Genomic DNA, 19770 nt, shown 5'->3' with positions numbered 1-19770 from the left:
AATACATGTCACTGGGTGAGGCGGTGAACGGACTGATCGTGACGATGGACTTGCGTCCATGTGACGTGCCGTGCGCACAAGGGCGGAACAATGGCGCAGAAATCGTTTGGTTGGGCAAACCTCGTGTGCGGATATCGCACGAACGTGGCCTACCTCCTTGCTTTGGTGATGTTCGCCTGCCTGGCGGCGCTGTGGCCGATCTCAGCGGCTCAGGCGGCCTGTAGTTCACCGCAGACTGCCACGATAACGTCAGGCGGCACTGCGACGTTCAACTGCGCCGTTTTCGGCTTTGAAGGTCCTGCTGACACCTCCCCGTCCCACGGCAGTCTGACATTCGGCACGCCGCAAAACTTGTCACTGCTCATCTATACCAACAACGGCGACGGCGCGACGTCCGACACGTTCATCGTCAAGGATGATTTCGGCATTCCCATTACTTTCAACATTACGATCACGCCTTCATCCTCGCCGCTGACGGTCACGCCTTCGAGCGTTGCTACGCCGGTGATCGGCACGTCCTATAATCAGGCGCTCAGCACGAGTGGCGGAACCGGCCCCTATTCCTATTCGCTCGTCGCAGGCAGCAATCTGCCGCCGGGCCTTTCCCTTTCCTCCTCCGGTGTCATCTCCGGTACTACGCCGACCGGCTCGGGTCCCTACAATTTTACCGTCCGTGTTGTCGATTCGACGACGCCGACGGCCAATACGCTCGATAAAGCCTACAGCGTCCTCATCGCACCGCCTGCCATCGACGTAACACCGGATACTCCGCCGCACGGCGGTGTCGGTACGGCCTATAGCGTCCAGTTCTCTGCAAGCGGAGGCACCCCGGGCTACACCTATACCCGCGACAGCGGCAGCCTGCCCGCCGGGCTTACGCTCTCGGCCAGCGGGCTCCTGTCCGGCACGCCATCGGCGGTTGGCAGTTCGACCTTCAACCTGAAGGTCCAGGACAGCACCACCATCTCGACCGGCGGGGTGCACTTCATCACGCAGAACGTTACCGTCACCGTCAATGCCTTCCCGCCGGTGTCGCTGACGCCGGCAAGCGGCACGGCGCTTTCGGCCGGCGTGGTGGGAACCTCCTATTCCAACGCATCGATCTCGGCGAGCGGGGGGTCTGGCACAATCACCTACGCGGTGACCGCCGGCGCACTGCCGGCAGGCCTCGGCATCAATGGATCGACTGGCGCGATCACCGGCACGCCCACAGTGGGCGCGATTGGAACCGCGAATTTCACTGTGACGGCGACGGCTGCGACTTCCGGTTCGGCTTCGGCCAGCTACTCGATAACGGTGTCAGCTCCACCGGTGGTGCTGACGCCGGCGAGCGGCGCTTTGACCGGCGGTACCGTGGGGGTGTCCTACTCTAACACCTCGATCTCGGCGAGCGGCGGTGTCGGGACGATCACTTATGCGATAACGTCGGGCTCGCTGCCGGCGGGTCTTTCCATGAATACATCGACCGGTGCGATCAGCGGGACGCCGACGGCGGGTGGGTTCGGCACGGCGAACTTCACGGTGATGGCGACGGCCGCGACAACGGGCTCGGCTTCGGCGAGCTACTCGCTCGCGATCGCAGCACCACCGGTGGTGCTGACGCCGGCGAGCGGCGCCTTGGTGGGCGGCACGGTTGGCGCGATCTATCCTGGTGCGTCAATCTCGGCGAGCGGTGGACTCGGAACGATCAGCTACGCGGTCACATCGGGTGCTCTTCCTGCAGGCCTCACCCTGAATGCATCGACCGGTTCGATCAGTGGTACGCCGACGGCCGGCGGGTTCGGCACGTCCAATTTCACGGTGACGGCGACATGCGCAACCGCGGGCTCAGCTTCGGGCAGCTATTCGATCACGGTGGCCGCGACGCCGGTGGTGCTGATACCGGCAGACGGAACAACGCTTACGGCAGGAACGGTTGGTGCGGCCTATTCAGACGCATCTATTTCGGCGACCGGAGGCGCGGGCCCAATCTCCTATTCGGTGACCGCTGGCGCGCTGCCGGCCGGCCTCACCCTGAATGCATCGACCGGTGCAATCAGCGGCACGCCGACGGCGGGCGGGTTCGGTACGGCGAATTTCGAGGTGACGGCCACGGCCGCGACCAATGGCTCGGCTACCGCCAACTATACGATCGTGATCGGAGCACAACCGGTGGTGTTGACACCGGCCACAGGTACGGCTCTGACGGCCGGCACGGTCGGTTCTGCCTACTCGCAGACGATTTCGGCGAGCGGCGGTGTGGGTGCGTTCACGTATGTGGTTAGCAGCGGAGCGGTACCCGATGGCCTCTCTCTGAATGCGACGACCGGCACGATCAGCGGCACGCCGACAGCGGGTGCATTCGGCACGGCGAACTTCACGGTGATGGCCACAGCGGCCACCTCGGGTTCTGCTTCGGCGACCTACTCGATTGAAGTCGGAGCTCCGCCCTTGGTCATGACACCGGCCAACGGTACGGCGCTTTCGGCCGGTACTGTTGGTGCGTCCTATCCGGGTGCGTCGATTTCCGCAACCGGCGGCCTGGGGAGCCTCAGCTTTTCGGTGACATCCGGTGCGCTTCCCGACGGCCTGACTATAGACCCGGCAAGCGGTGCGATAACGGGCACGCCGACTGCGCCCGCACTCGGCACTTCGACTTTCACCGTGACGGCTATCGCGGCGACAAGCGGCACCGCTTCGGCAAGCTATACGATCACGGTGGTGGCGCCACCGGTGGTGCTGACACCAGCAGCCGGTGCGACCCTTACGGGCGGCATGGTCGGATCGTCCTATTCGGAGACGTCGATCTCGGCGAGCGGCGGTGTCGGCACGTTCAGCTACACCGTAACGACCGGCGCTCTCCCGGCGGGCCTTGCCATTGATCCGGCAACCGGCGAGATATCAGGAACGCCGACGGCGGCCGGCTTTGGCGCGGCGAACTTCACGGTGACGGCGACAGCGGCCACGGCAGGTTCTGCCTCGGCGAACTACACGATCGTGGTGGGGGCGCCGCCGGTGGTGCTGACGCCGGCAAGCGGCACGGCGCTTTCGGCCGGCACGGTCGGCTCATCCTATTCGGACACCTCGGTCTCGGCAAGCGGCGGCGCAGGTGCGATCGGCTTTGCGGTGACCGCTGGATCCTTGCCTCCCGGCCTCACGCTCAACGCATCGACCGGCGCGATTGCCGGCACGCCCACTGAGGCCGCGCTCGGCTCGGCGAATTTCACGCTGACAGCGACAGCGGCGACAAGCGGCAGCAGTTCTGCAAGCTATACGATTGTCGTGGGTGCGCCGGCCGTGGTGCTGACGCCTGCAACCGGTACGGCGCTTTCGGGCGGGACGGTGGGTGCCGCCTATTCGGGCGCCACGATTTCTGCCAGTGGCGGTGTCGGAACATTCAGTTATGCGGTGACATCAGGCGCTCTGCCGACCGGCCTGAGCCTCGATGCGTCGACCGGGGCAATTACCGGCACGCCGACCGTTCCAGCGCTCGGAACGGCGAGTTTCACAGTGACGGCAACGGCGGCGACCAGCGGCTCGGCTGCGGCCAACTACTCGATCACCATCGCGGCCCCGCCGGTGGTGCTGACGCCGCCGGGCGGCGCACTGGCGACTGGCGTCGTCGGCGCGTCCTATTCGGATACCTCGATCTCGGCGAGCGGCGGCGTGGGTACGATCAGCTATGCCGTCACGGCGGGGACGTTGCCAGCGGGTCTGACCATCGATGCGACAACCGGTGCCATCACCGGGACGCCGACTGCGACCGGGTTTGGCACGACAAACTTCACGGTCACCGCGACGGCCGCAACTGCGGGCTCCACCTCGGCAGTCTACACGATCACCGTAGGTGCTCCGCCCGTAGTGCTGACGCCGGCAACCGGCACAGCGCTTTCCGCTGGAACGGTGGGCGCGTCCTACTCGGACACGTCAATCGTCGCAAGCGGCGGCCTCGGGACGTTCAGCTTTGCGGTGACATCCGGCGCGCTTCCGGCGGGGCTTACACTTGATGGGGCGACCGGCGCGATATCAGGCACGCCGACGGCGGCTGGCTTCGGGGCGGCAAGTTTCACTGTGACGGCAACGGCAGCGACTAGCGGTACGGCCTCGGCCACATATTCGATCACCATTGGAGCGCCGGCTCTGGTGCTGACGCCGGCTACCGGCACGGCGCTTTCGGCCGGCACCGCCGGCTCGTCCTATTCGGATACGTCGATCTCGGCGAGCGGCGGTGTTGGTATGATCAGCTATACGGTGACCGCCGGATCGCTGCCGGCAGGCCTGAGCCTCAATGCGTCGAGCGGCGCGATATCAGGCACGCCGACGGCGGGCGCGCTCGGTACGGCGACCTTCACGGTAACGGCAACGGCGGCAGTAACCGGTTCCGTCTCTGCAAGCTACTCCATCGCAATCTGGGCCCCGACGCTGGTGTTGACCCCGGCAACCGGCACGGTGCTGTCAGCCGGAACGGTCGGCGTTGCCTACTCGGATACGTCGATCTCGGCGAGCGGCGGTGTTGGTACGATCAGCTATGCTGTAACGACCGGCTCGCTGCCGGTGGGCCTGAGCCTGAATGCGTCGAACGGCGCGATATCAGGCACGCCGACGGTCGGCGCGATCGGCACCGCGAACTTCACGGTGACGGCGACGGCGGCGACTAGCGGCTCTGCCAATGCGAGTTATTCGATCACGGTCGCAGCGGTGCCGGTAGTTTTGACGCCGGCTACCGGCGCGACGCTTTCATCCGGCACTCTTGGCGTCGCCTATTCGGACACGTCGATTTCTGCAAGCGGCGGCGTTGGTGGGTTTACCTACGCCGTGACATCAGGCGCCTTGCCTGGCGGTCTCATGCTGGATGCGTCAAGCGGCCGCATTTCCGGAAAGCCGTCCGCTGACGGCGACTTCCGCTTCACCGTGACGGCAACGGACGCGAGCGGCGCCACAGGCCAGGCGAACTACTCGCTTTCTATCCTACCCAGCAATTTTGTCTTCAGCCCGTCTGCCGGTGCGCTGCCAGACGCGATGGTCGGCGAAGCCTATTCTTCGCGCATTTCGGCGACCGGCGGCGTTGGCGCTCTGGTCTACAGCGTCAAGAGCGGCGACCTGCCGAAAGGCATGGTTCTCAACGTCTCCACCGGGGAATTGACCGGGCCACTCGCCAGCGACGCGACGCCCGACACCTACCGCTTCACCATCGCGGTGACCGACAGCCGCGGCGCCAGCGGATCGGCCACCTATACGCTGAAGCTGAACGGACGCTCTGTCACCGCGCCGGACTTCGTCATCGACGTTCCAGCGGGTTCGGCGCCGAACAACGTTTACCTCAACAGCGGCGCGACCGGTGGCCCGTTCATCAACGCCGCAATCGCCTCGGTCGAGCCTCCGATTGCCGGCAAAGCAGAAATCGTCGAGGGGGAACTTGCGGCCGCAGGCAGCTTCACACCGGTCGGCTACTATCTCAAGTTCACGCCCAACCCATCCTATTCCGGCTCTGCGGTTGTTGGTTACACGCTGCACAGCGCGTTCGGCTCCTCCAATGTCGGCCACGTAACCTATCGGATTGCGCTCGATCGCGTGGCAGTCGGCGAAGAGATCGACGGCCTCGTGCGCGACTTCGTCCGCACACGGCAGAACCTGCTTTCGTCGACGGTCCAGGTGCCGGGCCTTCTCGATCGACGTCGGGCTGCGGCGAGTACCGATCCGGTGACGACGGCTGTAACGCCCACGGACAAGGGCGCACGGCTCGGCTTCTCCTCCAGCCTCGCCCAGATCCAGGCAGCACGTGATGCAGCCGATGCGGCTGCAGCCGGCCAAACCTTCGTGAAGACTGACCAGCTCTTTGACATCTGGGTGAACGGTAGCTTCCTGTTCCACAAGGATGAAGATGACAAAAGCGACAAATGGGGCAATTTCGCGCTGTTCTCAGTTGGTGCCGACTATCTCATCAACGACCGTGCTTTGGTCGGCCTGTCCTTCCACTACGACTACATGACGGATCCGACGGCGGAGGACGCCGAACTGACCGGCAATGGCTGGCTCGCCGGCCCCTATGCCTCGTTCGAAATTGGGCAGGGCGTCTTCCTCGACGCCAACCTGCTCTATGGCGGCTCGTCGAACGACATAGATACCGGCATCTTCGGCGGCAGCTTCGACACCAGCCGCTGGATGGCGGATGTGAAGCTCACCGGCGAATGGCAGCTCGACGAGCTCACAGTTCTGACGCCGAAACTCAGAGCCGTCTATTTCAACGAGAAGACTGACGATTACAACGTGAAGAACGCGATCGGCGAGACGATCGATCTAAAGGGCTTCATCGAGGAACAGGCGCGCTTTAGCGTGGGGTTCGACGTCGAGCGGACGCTTGAGCTGGAAAACGGGTTGACCCTGTCGCCAACGGTCGGCGCGGATGTCGGCTTTGCCTCGCTCGATGGCGAAGGTCTGTTCGGACGGGTCGAGGCCGGGCTTGCACTTTCCAACAACGACAACTGGGACCTCGACTTCTCGCTGCTGTTCAACATCGAAGGTGACGGCTCGCAGTCGGCCGGTGCCAAAATCGGCGCGCGCGTCAGCTTCTGACAAACCGCGCGATGATCGGTGATAGCGGTCAGCTGGCGGCAATAAGGCGGCGCTGACTAGTGACTGTGCGGCGATTGCTGAGACGATCACGTGGTGAGTGGGCCTGAGGCACTGACGGTCGCAAAAGGGCGGGCCACCCCAACCTCGCAGGCGACGCGTTACATCGCCTTATTCCTCAAACCTGCGAAAGCGCTTGTTCTGAACATCAGGTCGCACAATGTATCGATCGGATCCATTCCGGTCGCGGCACTCGATTTCATCGACCGGCAGAACAATACCCAGTATGGTTCTGCTGTTTCAACTCCACCCGCACGCACGGCAACACCCACCTGAAACCCCTGGCAAACTTCGTGCAGGCAATGATGCTGGCTTTCGGGTCAAATCCGCTCACATCAGGATTTTTGTCAATCAGCCGAGCGTCTGCATGGGCGTGGTAAACGATCCTCGGAATAGAATGTGAGGGTCTATTTTGCCAGATGGCAACGCGGGCATCAGACCGTCTCGAGCCGGCCGAACCGAACCGGGATGAATTGCCGCGTCTCGAGTCGTCCCGCCGAATCCTTGTCAATGACAGTCAGAAACTGTTGTTCAGAGCCCATAGGAAGAACCAAACGGCCCATTGGCTTGAGCTGCTCGAGCAAGGCCGGCGGCGCCTCCTCGGCCGCCGCCGTAACCAGGATCTTGTCGAATGGCGCGCGTTCGGGCCAACCGCCAGACCCATCGCCGATACGAATGCCGACATTTGAGATGCCGAGGCTTCGGAGGAGAGCCTCGGCATGGCTTGCAAATTCCTCGATGATTTCAACGCTCCAAACCTGCCCGGCGAGCTCCGCGAGGATTGCGGCTTGGTAGCCCAAGCCGGTGCCGATCTCGAGCACTGCCTCATGCGGTTGGGGATCAAGGAGATCGATCATGAGAGCGACCATGAAGGGCTGCGACACGGTTTTATCGAAGCCGATCGGCAGCGGCATGTCCTGATAGGCAAAGGGCGCAGCCGGTGCGGGCACAAAGAGATGCCGGGGCACCTGGAGCATCGCTGCCATCACCCGTTCATCGAACGCCGCCTTGCCGAGTTCTTCGCTTTCAAGGTCGGCATAGATTGCAATCACCTCGACCATGTGCCTGCGCAGAACCGCGAGGTGCTTTTCGTTCATTGGCTTCATGAGCGCGGGCTCTCCTCAGCCAGGTGGGTGCCAGCTAGGTTTCTCACATTAAACGGCCATGGGTGTACGATCGCAAGATCAAAAGGCCAATAATGGCCCCAGCGATCCGGCGCCTCACAGGCAAAGGCTCAGAGGGGTGGAGCTGCGGATCCAGCAGTGATGTCGTGCATTGTCCCACTCGGTCCCTTCTCTTGCGTGGACTGTCGCGCGTGGCGCAATCTCGCTCAATTCAATGGGATTCCCATCCACCATAAAAGGCTCACCGAAGCCAGGTACAGGATGGCATCTGCAAGCATTCTCTGACCGGGCTTCAAAGTGGTACCGAGCGTTTCATTCCGGCAAGGCCATTGCCGCGCGTCTTCCTGGATCATCATTTCACACCTTCCCGTGGGTTCGCGCTCCAGCCCGATGGCCGCGGCGGCGCGCATCTGACTGGCGGGATATGCGAAGCCCGGCTACATTAATCAAATGAATCAGGGCCATGTCGAATATGCGTGACGTTCATAATCTCGATCTCAATCTCGTGCGGATCTTCAATGCGGTGCTGGACGAGCGTGGCGTCACCCGGGCAGCCGAGCGCCTGCATCTGACGCAATCGGCTGTCAGCCATGCCTTGGCGCGACTGCGCGAGATCATCGGCGACGAACTGTTCATCCGCGGCTTCGACGGCATGCACCCGACGCCCCGGGCGGCCGAATTGGCGCAAGCGTTCAAACCGGCCCTCGTTCAGATCGAGGCTGCGTTGTCCGAGCCGGTTTTCAATCCGGCAACGTCCGAGGTCGAGTTTTCGATCTCGACTTCGGACTACATCACCGCAACGATTGTCCCGGATTTGATGTCGCGCATGCGCAAGGCGGCGCCGAACGCCCGCTGCCGCGTGCGCGCGCTCAGTGAAATGAACATCACCGAGGAACTCGATCGCGGAACAATCCATGTCGCCATCGGCGTTTTCGGCAAGACGCCCTCGCGCTTCGTCAGCGAACCGCTGTTTTCGGACCAAAGCGTCTGGCTGATGCGCCGGGATCATCCCGCAGCCTCGGGCGCCTTCGGCCTGCGCGAACTTTCGCTCTATCCGCAGATCGACATTTTGATCTCCGACCAGATCCAGGCGGGTGCTGGCGCGACAATCGATCAGGGCGGGCTGGAACGCGCCTATATCACCAGCAATCCGCGTCATATTGAGGCCCTACTTGGTGCCGAAGGCCTGGTACGCAAGGTCGGAGCCACCGTTTCTCACATTTTGGCCGTGCCCTCGCTGGTGGCTGCGACCGATATGCTCGCCTTCACGCCGCTGCAATTTGCCAAGCGCGCAGCCAAGGCACTCGACCTGACCTGGCGGGAGCCGCCCTACCAGGCGCCGGCGTTTCAGATCTCCATGCTGTCACATCGCACCATGGGCGCACATCCGTCGGTGCAATGGCTGCGCAATGAGCTGATCGAAAGCGCCAGGCGCTATGGCGTCGAAGAATGACGCCGGTATCTTTGATCTGCATGAATGGCACTCATTTCTCACATGCTCAATGATCATTTCATTCATTGCCGCTCAGGGCTCATATTGTCGAAATCTTGATCTGGTCCAACGGACCCAAAGGATTTACGGCAATGAACGCAGTCGTCACGGAACTTCCCGTTCAGGACAAGCGAACGGCTCCGATGCAGACCCCAGCAACCGGCCGGTCGCAGAGCGAAGAGCCGAGGCAGACGAAAAAGCCGCGCCGCAAGCGGAGCTATCTCGCCCTTACGCGCGCCGCCGTCATCGTCATGGGCATAGGTCTTGCCACGGTGATACCGCTCGGCTGGGGGCAGTGGGTGGCCGGTTTCACCGACCAATCGACTGACAACGCCTATCTGCGCGCCGACATAACGCCGGTTAGCACGCAGATCGGCGGACATGTTCGCGCCGTTCTCGTTGGGGATTTCGAGCGCGTGCACGCCGGCGATATCCTGGCCGAAATCGATCCTGCCGAATATCTGGCAAAGGTCAGCCGTGCGCGGGCAGCGGTATCGGCGGCTGAAGCGGCGATCCGCAATGTCGATAGCCGCGTGCAGTTGCAGCACCGCATCATCGCGCAGGCGCAAGCGAGTATTCAGGCGACGGCCGCAGACCGCGATCGCGCGGCCGCCGAGCATGGTCGGCAGAAGACACTCGCCCGCGACGGCTGGTCGACCGGCCAGAGGCTGGAGGAGGCGCTTGCCGCCATCCGCCGCTTCGAAGCCCAGATGATCGAGAAGCAGGCCGAAGTCGATGCCGAGCGGCAGCAGTTGGACGTGTTGGGCACGCAGCGCGAACAAGCATTGGCCGAGCTTGCCAGTCGGCGCGCCGAGCTTGAACTTGCCGAAATCGAACTTGGCTATACCAAGGTCATCGCGCCGACCGACGGCGTCGTCAATGTGAGCAGTGTGCGTGCCGGCCAGTATGTGTCGGCTGGGACGCGCGTGATCTCCGTCGTTCCGCTGCCGAAGGTCTATGTGGTGGCGAACTACAAGGAAACGCAACTCGGCAAAGTCCGGGTCGGCCAGGCCGTCACGATCGCCGTCGATATGTTTCCGGGCGAACGCCTTGCCGGCCGCATAGAGCAGATCTCGCCCGCGAGCGGTTCGGAATTCGCCCTGTTGCCGGCCGACAACGCCACCGGCAACTTCACCAAGGTCGCCCAGCGCATCGCGGTGAAGATAGCGCTGACCGATGTGCCCGAGGGGCTGCGCCGGCAGTTGCGACCCGGCATGTCCGTCGTATCGACCATTCAAACCGATACGCCCGCGAAGCTCTGAGGACGGGGAGGGCTGACGATGACATCCGTTGCGATCGCAAAGCCTAGCGTACCGTTTCCGGGCCTGAAAACCATCGTGGCGATCGGAGCCGTGCTTCTCGGCACCTTTACCTCAATCCTCAATTCGCGACTGACCGAGATCGGGCTGGCGGATATCAGAGGCGCTCTGGGTCTCAGCTTCGACGAGGCGTCGTGGATCACGACGGCCTATGTCGTCGCCGAGGTCGCGGCGATCCCGGCAGCGGTCTGGCTGCGTGGCATTCTCTCGCCGACGCGCGGGGTCATCATCGGCGCGGGGCTGTTTTCGATCTTCTCGCTGGTCATCCCGCTCAGTCCCAACCTGCAGGTGCTTTTGACATTGCAGGCGCTGAGGGGACTGAGCGCCGGCATCCTCATTCCGATGGCTTATGCCGTCATCATGCGCCATTTGCCGCAGCAGCAGCGTCTCTATGGCTTGTCGCTCTATGCGCTCGTCTCGGCCGCCACGCCCAGTCTGTCGGTCTCGCTCGAGGCCTGGGTGATCGATCGCCTGTCCTGGCAGTTCCTCTTCTGGCTCAATGCCGTCCCCGGTGCGCTGACAGTCTTTGCCGCCGGTTATGGCCTGGCGCACGAGCCAATCAAATATATGCGTTTCCGCAAGGTGGACGGTTTTGGGCTCCTGGCACTTTCACTTGGCCTGGCGGCGTTGGTAACGGCGCTCGACCAGGGCAACAGGCTGGACTGGCTGCACTCGGGCCTGGTCGTCGGGTCGCTTCTGGCCGGCGTGTTCCTGATCGGCGCCTACCTCGTCCACGCCGTGCTGCATCCGAACCCGGTCGTCAGTCCGAAGCTGCTTTGGCGGCGCAATGTCGGGCTCGGATTGCTGATGATGTTTGCCGTCAGGCTCGCCATCATGTCATCGGCGTTCCTCATTCCGCAATATCTGATCCGCGTTCAGGGCTACCGAGCGCTCGAAAGCAGCGGGCTGTTTCTCAATGCCGTGATCCCGCAACTGCTGTTGACGCCCGTCGTCGCCTGGCTCTGCTACAGGGTCGACCCGCGCAATCTGTTGGCTGCGGGCGGGATCCTGACCGGCGGCGGCATCCTGATGGCGGTCAATCTCTCCAGTGTGTGGGCGGCCGACGATTTCCTGTTGCCGGTGATGCTGCAGGCGCTCGGAGCACCCCTGTTGGCGGTGCCGACCATGGTGTTGATCACCGAAGACATTCAGTTTCAGGAAATACCCTGGATCGCTTCGCTCGTGCATATCGTCAGGACCGTCGGGTCGGCCGTCGGCATGGCGCTTGTTGCGACGGTCGTACGCGTGCAGGAGCAGGTTCATTCCAACCTGATCGGCCTTCATGTGCACAGCGGCAACCCCGAAGCGCTCTCTCGCATAGAGGCGCTCGCGCGCACCCTTCGGCCACGGGCGCCAGGCGAGCAGGATGCGATAGGGCAGGCGACTGCAATGGTGGCCAGGGTGGTTCAACGGGAAGCCTATACAATGAGCTACGCCAACGCGTTCTTCCTGCTCGGCATCATCATGCTGCTGGCGACGGTGACGTCGCTCGCCATGCGTCGGCCATCGCTGCCGGGGCGGTTCCTGTAGCGGAAAAGCCACGTCTCCTTCGGCGTGTGGGGCGCGTCTGCTCTCTACCCGCGAAGCTTTCGCTCTGGCCCTGCGGCACAACCGCCGATATCGCTTCGTTTTGCCAAGCATCGACCCAAAAAGGGGGGCTTGGGCGAAGCAGATGGCTCTTGCATTTTTCTCACGTTCAACCTCAACTGGCGGCCGTGGGCGGATGCTGCGTTGCGAAACGCTGCTGCATGACGATGGAGGGGGCCATCGGAACGCGCGCGCTTGAGTAATTATCGATTTCAGAGCTCCGCTTGTCGCCGCCCCTCGGCGATCATCGGACGTGTCCGTCGTTGTCACGCCATGGTTTCCTGGGGCGGCAACGACACATTGCGAAGCCTGCCCCATTCCTTATTCACATATTGGTCGCCATGAACGAACAGTTTCAACCGTCCGACCTTTCCGACACAGCGCCGCCCTACGAGTTGATAGAAATTGCCGAGTGTTTCCAGCCAATCGTGGGACAGCCTTCGTATGACTGGGCCTATCTGGCGGCCACTCACCTCATCGGCTCGCCTGCCAACGTCGCGATTTCGGCAATCCTGGAGGAAACCGGCAGGCTCGCCGGCGCCGATCGCGCCTGGATGTTCGAATACGACGACGATCTTCTGCGGTTCCGCAATACCCAGGAATGGGCCCGCGAGGGCGTGTCGTCGCACGTAGAAGATCTGCAGCAGACGCCGGTGACGATGATCGGCTGGCTGCATCAGTGGCTGGTCGCCGGCAAGGCGGTGATGATCAATGACGTCGCCAACCTTCCGCGTCCCGCGCGCGTCCTTCAGGCGGAAATGCTGCGTCAGAACGACAAGAGCGTCCTGTGCGTGCCGGTCTTTCATGACGGCACCTTGCGCGCCTGTATCGGCTTTGATGCGACGCGCGCGAAACGCCGGTGGCCGGTGCCCGAGATCCACCAGCTTGCCCGCTGTGCAAAACTGATCGGCATCGCTCGCTATGGGCGAGCGCCGAAGGACGGTCAACGCGACGGAAGCACCGTCAGCGCACTCACCGGCACCGAGCCCCTCGTGCATCTGCATATGCCGGGGCGCACGCGCGGCGTTCCGCTGGCAGCGATCGTCGGATTGCGTTCCGCCAAAGACTACACGCAGATCTGGTTGAGAGACGAAGCGGCGGTGCTCGATCTACGGCCGCTTTCGTTCTGGATCGGCCTGCTTCCGAAGTCGAACTTCCTGCGCATCCACCGTACGACGGTGATAAACATAGCGCATGTGACCGAGTTGGATCGTCATGCGGGCCCGACCAGGCAGGCTTGGGCAGTGCGCCTGCGCAGGTTCGATGCGCCATGGGCCGTATCACGGCCTTACAGGCAGGAATTGCGCAGCCGGCTGGGGATCTGAGATTGTCCACAGTCGCAGACCTCCCGCTTTGTCGTTTCGTCGAACCCGTAGGTTGTTTCGTCGATTGGCCGTTGCCGCTTTAGGGTTGCCGTGCAAGCCAGCATCCTGGGATATTTGGGATGATGGCGAGGGGCAAGCCTTTGAAAAAGATCAATTGTACGAACAAGGGCTTGGCTGGCGGGCTTGAGGGTGAGGAGAGCCGGGGTAATCGGCTCTTGGCGAGACGTCGCCCCGTGGGCGGCAGGCAACGCCTCTTGCTGAGTAGCACAGCGCTATGGCTGTTTGCCGCTTCTGGTCTTGCCCTCGGCATGGTCGCGATCACGCCTTCGTCTGCTGAGGCGGCAGGAAAGGGCGGCAACGGCGGTAGCACAGGCGGTGCCGGTGGTGGCGTGGACGGAAGCCTGCAGGGCACACCTGGCGCCGATGCGACCTATTCCGGAAATGGCGGCGGCGGTGGCGGGCCGGGTGCCGCCGGCGGCGCGGGAAGTCAGCTCGGTACCGGGGTTGCCGGCACTGGCGGCGCAGGCGGTACCGTTGGCAGCCCGAATGGAACGTCAGGCGGTAATGGCAGCGGCAGCAGCGGCAATTATGGTGGCGGCGGCGGCGGCGGTGGTGGCGCGCACGGCAGCGTTGGAGTTGCCGCTGGCCGCGGTGGCGATGGTGGTTCTTCGCCAAGTGGCGACGGCGGTGGTGGCGGTGCTGGTGGTTATGGCCGGATTGTCGCCTCTGGCAGCACCGATAGCATTACCGGAGCGACAGTCTCAGGCGGGCAGGGCGGACATGGCGGTGCCGGCGGGGCAGCGTCGGGAGGCGTTGGGATTGGTGGCAGCGGTGGTGATGGCGGTGATGGCGCCGCGCTGATCGGTGGCGGCACATTGACGGTGAACACGCAGCTTACCGGCGGCAACGGCGGCAACGCCGGCGCCGGCGGCGACGTTACCGAAAAGCGCAATGGTGATGGCGGCATCGGCATTAGCGCGTTGAACGGCGGCACGCTGATCATCAATGGCAGCGTGACGGGCGGCGTGGCAGGAAGCGGCGGGACGGGCGGCGCGCATGGAGCCGGCATTTTTGGCCGAAACCTGGATGTAACCCTGGGCGCCTCCGGGTCGATCATCGGCGGCAATGGCGGCAGCGCCAATGCCATGACCTTCGATGGTGGTGCGAACACGTTCCGGTTTCTCGCGGCGACGCCGGGTCTTGCGGGCAACATCGCGATCAACAATTCCGCCAGCCTGACGATCGACCAGACCGGTAGCGGCAGGATCAGCAATACGATTACCGGCAATGGCTCCCTCATCAAATCCGGCAACGGCACGCTGACGCTGACGGGGATGAACACCTATACGGGTGCGACGAGCATCGCGGCAGGTGGTACGCTTGCGCTTTCCGGCCAGGGGCGGATCAACGCCTCGAGCGGCTTGACCGCCGACGGCGTCTTCGACGTCTCGGCGGCATCTTCGGCACAGATCAAATCGCTTGCCGGCAGCGGACAGGTCGTGCTTGGCAGCAAGACACTGATCGTCAACAACGCGACCGGCACTTTCTCCGGCGCGATCAACGGCACTGGCGGCATTTCGATCAATGCCGGCACACAGGTCCTGACCGGCACCAACGGCTTCACCGGCGGTGCGGGCATCTCTTCCGGTGCGACGCTGCAGATCGGCGATGGCGGTGCGGGCGGATCGCTCGCATCCAATGTCACCAACTACGGCGCGCTCGTCTTCAACAGCTCCGCCAATTCGACCTATGGCGGCCAGATCAGTGGTCCCGGTTCGTTCTCGCAGATCGGTGCGGGCACGCTGACCTTGACGGCGGACAACAGCACGCGCGGTCCGGTGACGATCGGAACGGGTAGCACCTTGCAGCTCGGCAATGGCGGTACGACCGGTTGGATCGGCGGCACCAACAACTTCGCCGGCTCGATCACCAACAACGGTGCGCTGATCTACAACCACTCGAACAATGTCAGCTATGCCGGCAAGATCAGCGGTACCGGCACACTTTCACAGGCCGGAACTGGCCGGCTCACCCTGACGGGCGATAGTTCGTTGTTCGCCGGCACGACGTCGATGTCGTCGGGTACGACTTATGTCAACGGCCAGCTTGGCGGCAACGTCAATGTCGGCACCGGCGGTACGCTCGGCGGATCGGGCAGGATCGCAGGCGACGTGACGGTCGATGGCACGCTTGCGGCCGGAAACAGCCCGGGCACACTGACGATCGGTGGTGACCTGATACTGAACGGTGGCTCCTCATCGGTGTTCGAGCTGAACACGCCCGGTCTCGTCGGAGGTGTGGGCGCTGGCGGAAACGACCTGGTAAAGGTCGGTGACAATCTGACGCTCGGCGGCGCGCTAAACGCTCAGGTGGCATCCGCCGGATATTACCGGCTGTTCGAATATGACGGTTCGCTGTCGGGCAGCTTTGCCACGACGGTCGCGACGTCGACAGCACCCGGCTTCACCGTTGCCAGCCACCAGGTCCAGACCGGCATCGCCAAGCAGGTCAATCTGTCCGTGCTCGGCACCGGCCAGACGATGCATTTCTGGGATGGGGCAGACACGGCGGGCAACGGCGCGGTCGATGGCGGCGCCGGCACCTGGACGTCGACCGGCACCAACTGGACCGGCGACCCGCTGCATGCCGGCATCAACGGCAGCTTTGGCGGCTCCGTCGGCGTCTTTGCCGGCGCCACCGGTGGTGTCGTCAATGTCGTTGGCACGCAGAGCCTCGACACGCTGCAGTTCTCCACGACGACCGATGGCAGCGGCTACACCATCAATGGCGGCGTACTCGCCTTCAATCCGGCAAGCGGCATGGCGGCAACGATCAATGTCGGCAGCGGCGTCGCAACGACGATTGGCACGGTGCTGCAGAACGGTGCAACCGGCAGCGGGCTCAACAAGGTCGGCAACGGTACGCTGACGCTGACGGGAATGAACACCTATACGGGCGCGACGAGCATTGCGGCGGGCGGCACGCTTGCGCTGTCCGGCCAGGGGCGGATCAACACCTCGAGCGGCTTGACCGCCAATGGCGTCTTCGACGTCTCGGCGGCTTCATCGGCACAAATCAAGTCGCTTGCCGGCAGCGGGCAGGTGGTGCTCGGTGGCAAGACCTTGATGATCAACAACGCCGCGGGCACGTTCTCCGGCGCGATCAACGGTACCGGCGGCATCTCGGTCAATGGCGGCACGCAGGTGCTGACCGGCACCAACGGCTTTACTGGCGGCGCCGGAATCGCTCAGGGTGCGACGCTGCAGATCGGCGACGGCGGCACGGGCGGGTCGCTCGCATCTGATGTGACCAACTACGGTGCGCTGACCTTCAATCGCTCCGACAATGTCACCTATGCCGGCTCGATCAGCGGCCCCGGCTCGTTCTCGCAGATCGGCAGCGGCACGCTGACCTTGACGGCGACCAGCAGCAGCCGCGGTCCGGTAACGATCGGTACGGGCAGCACGCTGCAGCTTGGCAATGGCGGCACGACCGGCTGGATCGGCGGCACCGGCAACTTCGCCGGCTCGATCACCAACAATGGTACCATGATCTTCAACCGCTCGAACGACGTCAGCTTTGCCGGCACATTCTCCGGCAGCGGTGCACTCACCCAGGCCGGCACCGGCAAGCTCACCTTGACGGGCGTGAACACCTTCACTGGCGACACCTCCATCACGTCGGGGGCACTGGTCGTCAATGGCTCGCTTGCCGCCTCCCGCCTGACGACTATCCACGGTGGTGCCCGGCTCGGCGGCACGGGCACACTTGGGAACACGACCGTTCTGAGTGGCGGCGTCCATGCTCCCGGCAATTCGATCGGCACACAGACGATTGCCGGCAACTATACCAACAACGGTGTCCTTCAGATCGAGGGCACGCCTGCCAACGCCGACAAGCTGATCGTTTCGGGCAATGTCGACATATCAGGTGCGACGCTCGATCTTCTGCTCTCTCCCAACACGGCGGCGAGCTGGAGCCCGGTCAACGGCCCGTTCATCCTCATCGACAAGCAGAGTTCAGGCGCCATAACCGGGACCTTTGCCTCGATCGTCGACAATCTGGTCTTCCTCGATCCGACCGTCTCTTATAGCGGCGGCGACGGTAACGACCTGTCGCTTAAGCTGACCCGCAACGACATCAGCTTTGCCAGCGTCGCCCGCACGCGCAACCAGATTGCCGCTAGCACCGGTGTTGATGGACTGGGGGTTGCGAGCCCTATCGTCAATGCACTCTCGCTTGCAGCAACGCCTGAGGCCGCGCGCACGGCCTTCGACCTGCTTTCCGGCGAAGTGCATGCCTCCTTCCAGTCGATCCTGATCGAGGACAGCCGGTTCCTGCGCGACGCGGCAAACGATCGTTTGCGCTCGGTTCTTGGCGCCGTGGGTGCCAAGCAGACTTCCGGAAACAGCACGGCGGCTGAGACGGGCGAGCTCGCCATCTGGTCGCAGGGTTTCGGCTCCTGGGGCCGTTGGGATGGCGACGGCAATGCGGCAAAGGCGGATCGCTCCATCGGCGGCTTCTTCGTCGGTGCCGATACGCAGGTGGACGAATGGACCGTCGGCGCGCTTGCGGGCTATTCGCGCTCTTCGATGGACATCGACGCACGGTTTTCTTCGGCGACATCCGACAACTATCATCTCGGGCTCTATGCCGGTGGACAATGGGGCGACGCTTCGCTGCGAACAGGCGCCGCCTATAGCTGGCATGACATTGAGACGAGCCGCTCGGTTTCGTTCCCAGGGTTCTCCGATCGTCTTGACGCCGACTATGATGCCGGCACCGGCCAGGTCTTTGGCGAGTTCGCCTATGCCGTCAGGACCGGCACGGTCGAGTTTGAGCCGTTTGCCAATCTCGCCTATGTGCAGCTCAACCGCGATGGTTTTGCGGAACACGGCGGGGCAGCTGCGCTCGTGGGCAGCGACGCGTCGCAGGACACGACATTCACGACCCTCGGTCTGCGCGCAGCATCCAGTTTCGACCTCGGCGGTGTACTGGCGACGGCGCGCGGCACGATCGGTTGGAAACACGCCTTCGGCGATACGCTGCCGCTGTCGTCGAACGGGTTCTCGTCTGCGAGCACCTTTACCATCGCCGGTGTTCCGATCGCCGAGGATGCGGCGGTGCTCGAAGCCGGTCTCGACTTTGCTCTTACGCCGGATGCTAATCTCGGGCTGATTTACGCCGGACAGTTCGCCAGCGGCGTCAGCGATCAGACGTTCAAGGCAAATCTGAGCCTCAAGTTCTGAGGGATCCGATTCGACGCAGACAGCCGCTTGCCTAGGTCCTGTGTGATTTTGGCCGGCGGCTGTTTCGTTTCGGAAACGGAGGCGAAAAAGCAGGTGGCGCAATAGGCAGCGCCATCACCAGCGGCGCGCGGCCGGCTCGGCAATTGATTGCCATCAGAGTGCCTATGCTCCGAGCTTCGAGCGCTCGGCAAGCCGCCAGGCTCTGGGTGTCATGCCGGTCTGACGCAGGAAGAAGCGAGAGAAATAAGCGGGATCGGCGAAGCCGAGCCGGAAGCTGATCTCCTGCACGCTGCCGCGGGTGAAGACGAGCTCGCGCCGTGCTTCGTCCGTCAGCTTGCGTGCGATGATCTCGTGGGCGCTTTGGCCGGTGATGCTGCGGGCGATACGGTTGAGATGCGTCGGCGATAGGCCGATCTCGCGTGCGTAGAACGCTGCAGGCTTGTGCGTGCGATGATGTTGCTGGACGAGGCTGATGAAAAGTTCGACGCGTTGCTCGTTTTCCGTGTCGGCGGCGTCGTCCTCGACGGGTTGCGCTTCATCGAGGCGGGCGCCCAGTGTCAACGCCGACGTTAGATAGGCGTCGAGCAGATCGGTGCGGTGGCTCCGGTTGGCTTCCCACTCCGCACCCAGCCGGGCAAGGGTCAATGCCACATACCGGCTGTCGTCGCCGCCGTCGAGGCGGGTGAGACGCGGCGTCGCCATCCAGGCGCCGAGGCGGCTGCGCTCGCCGGGCGATACCCTGAGATGCGTTGCGAGGACCGTGAACACGAACCCGTCGATGTCACGGGAAAAGCGGAAGCCATGGCTGATCGCCGGCGGCACGGTGATCATCACCGGTGGGCGAATGGGGTGCGCCGTGTCGCCGAACACCGCGTCTCCTGATCCGCCGGCAATGTACAGGATCTGAAAGAAACTCTCATGGCGATGCAGCCCGATCTCCCAATGATGCTGGCTGCTGCGCGACGGGATCGTCTCACAATGCAGCCAGAAATCCGGCCGTTCCAGCGATTGTTCGCCGTAAAGCTGGTAGGTTGGAACCGTCCTTTTCATCGACCGCATCCGTTG

Annotated in this window: 8 protein-coding genes; 6 read left to right on the top strand and 2 right to left on the bottom strand. The window is 63.4% G+C overall.

Going from position 1 to position 19770, the window contains the following annotated elements; genetic code table 11:
* Positions 1–144 precede the first annotated feature (144 nt).
* A complete protein-coding gene (locus tag ASD02_RS06235; protein ID WP_162255899.1) occupies positions 145–6552 on the top strand; it encodes a putative Ig domain-containing protein in 6408 nt (2135 codons plus the stop codon).
* 491 nt (positions 6553–7043) lie between these two features.
* Here the strand turns inward: ASD02_RS06235 and ASD02_RS06230 are convergent, their stop codons facing one another.
* Entirely contained in the window at positions 7044–7715 is a 672-nt protein-coding gene (locus ASD02_RS06230; protein ID WP_057204750.1) for a protein-L-isoaspartate(D-aspartate) O-methyltransferase, read from the bottom strand.
* Between the two features lie 481 nt (positions 7716–8196).
* Here ASD02_RS06230 and ASD02_RS06225 point away from each other — a divergent pair, with 481 nt between their 5' ends.
* The 5 genes from ASD02_RS06225 to ASD02_RS06205 all read left to right on the top strand — a co-directional run bounded on the left by ASD02_RS06225 (position 8197) and on the right by ASD02_RS06205 (position 18705).
* Positions 8197–9186 carry a LysR family transcriptional regulator gene (locus ASD02_RS06225; protein WP_057220354.1) on the top strand — a complete coding sequence of 330 codons (990 nt, stop codon included), beginning with the start codon at positions 8197–8199 and terminating at the stop codon, positions 9184–9186.
* A 131-nt stretch (positions 9187–9317) separates the two neighbouring features.
* Positions 9318–10487 carry an HlyD family secretion protein gene (locus tag ASD02_RS06220; protein ID WP_057220353.1) on the top strand — a complete coding sequence of 390 codons (1170 nt, stop codon included), beginning with the start codon at positions 9318–9320 and terminating at the stop codon, positions 10485–10487.
* Positions 10488–10505: 18 nt separating this feature from the next.
* Entirely contained in the window at positions 10506–12074 is a 1569-nt protein-coding gene (locus ASD02_RS06215; RefSeq protein ID WP_057220352.1) for a DHA2 family efflux MFS transporter permease subunit, read from the top strand.
* Between the two features lie 398 nt (positions 12075–12472).
* The gene (locus tag ASD02_RS06210; protein WP_057220351.1) at positions 12473–13456 is read left to right on the top strand and encodes a GAF domain-containing DNA-binding protein; all 984 of its coding nucleotides are present in this window, start codon (positions 12473–12475) and stop codon (positions 13454–13456) included.
* A 254-nt stretch (positions 13457–13710) separates the two neighbouring features.
* Complete coding sequence (locus ASD02_RS06205) at positions 13711–18705, top strand: autotransporter domain-containing protein (RefSeq protein WP_156408364.1); 4995 nt, start codon at positions 13711–13713, stop codon at positions 18703–18705.
* Positions 18706–18867: 162 nt separating this feature from the next.
* Here ASD02_RS06205 and ASD02_RS06200 read toward each other — a convergent pair whose 3' ends face one another.
* On the bottom strand, positions 18868–19755 hold the full coding sequence (locus ASD02_RS06200) for a helix-turn-helix domain-containing protein (protein WP_057220382.1): 888 nt from the start codon (positions 19753–19755) through the stop codon (positions 18868–18870).
* Positions 19756–19770: the final 15 nt, after the last annotated feature.

Origin of the sequence: Ensifer sp. Root1252, from assembly GCF_001425885.1 — a bacterium.
In the GTDB taxonomy this organism is placed as follows: Bacteria; Pseudomonadota; Alphaproteobacteria; order Rhizobiales; family Rhizobiaceae; genus Ensifer; species Ensifer canadensis.
Note: the sequence above shows the minus strand (reverse complement) of the source record. Positions and strands in the feature narration are given on the sequence as shown.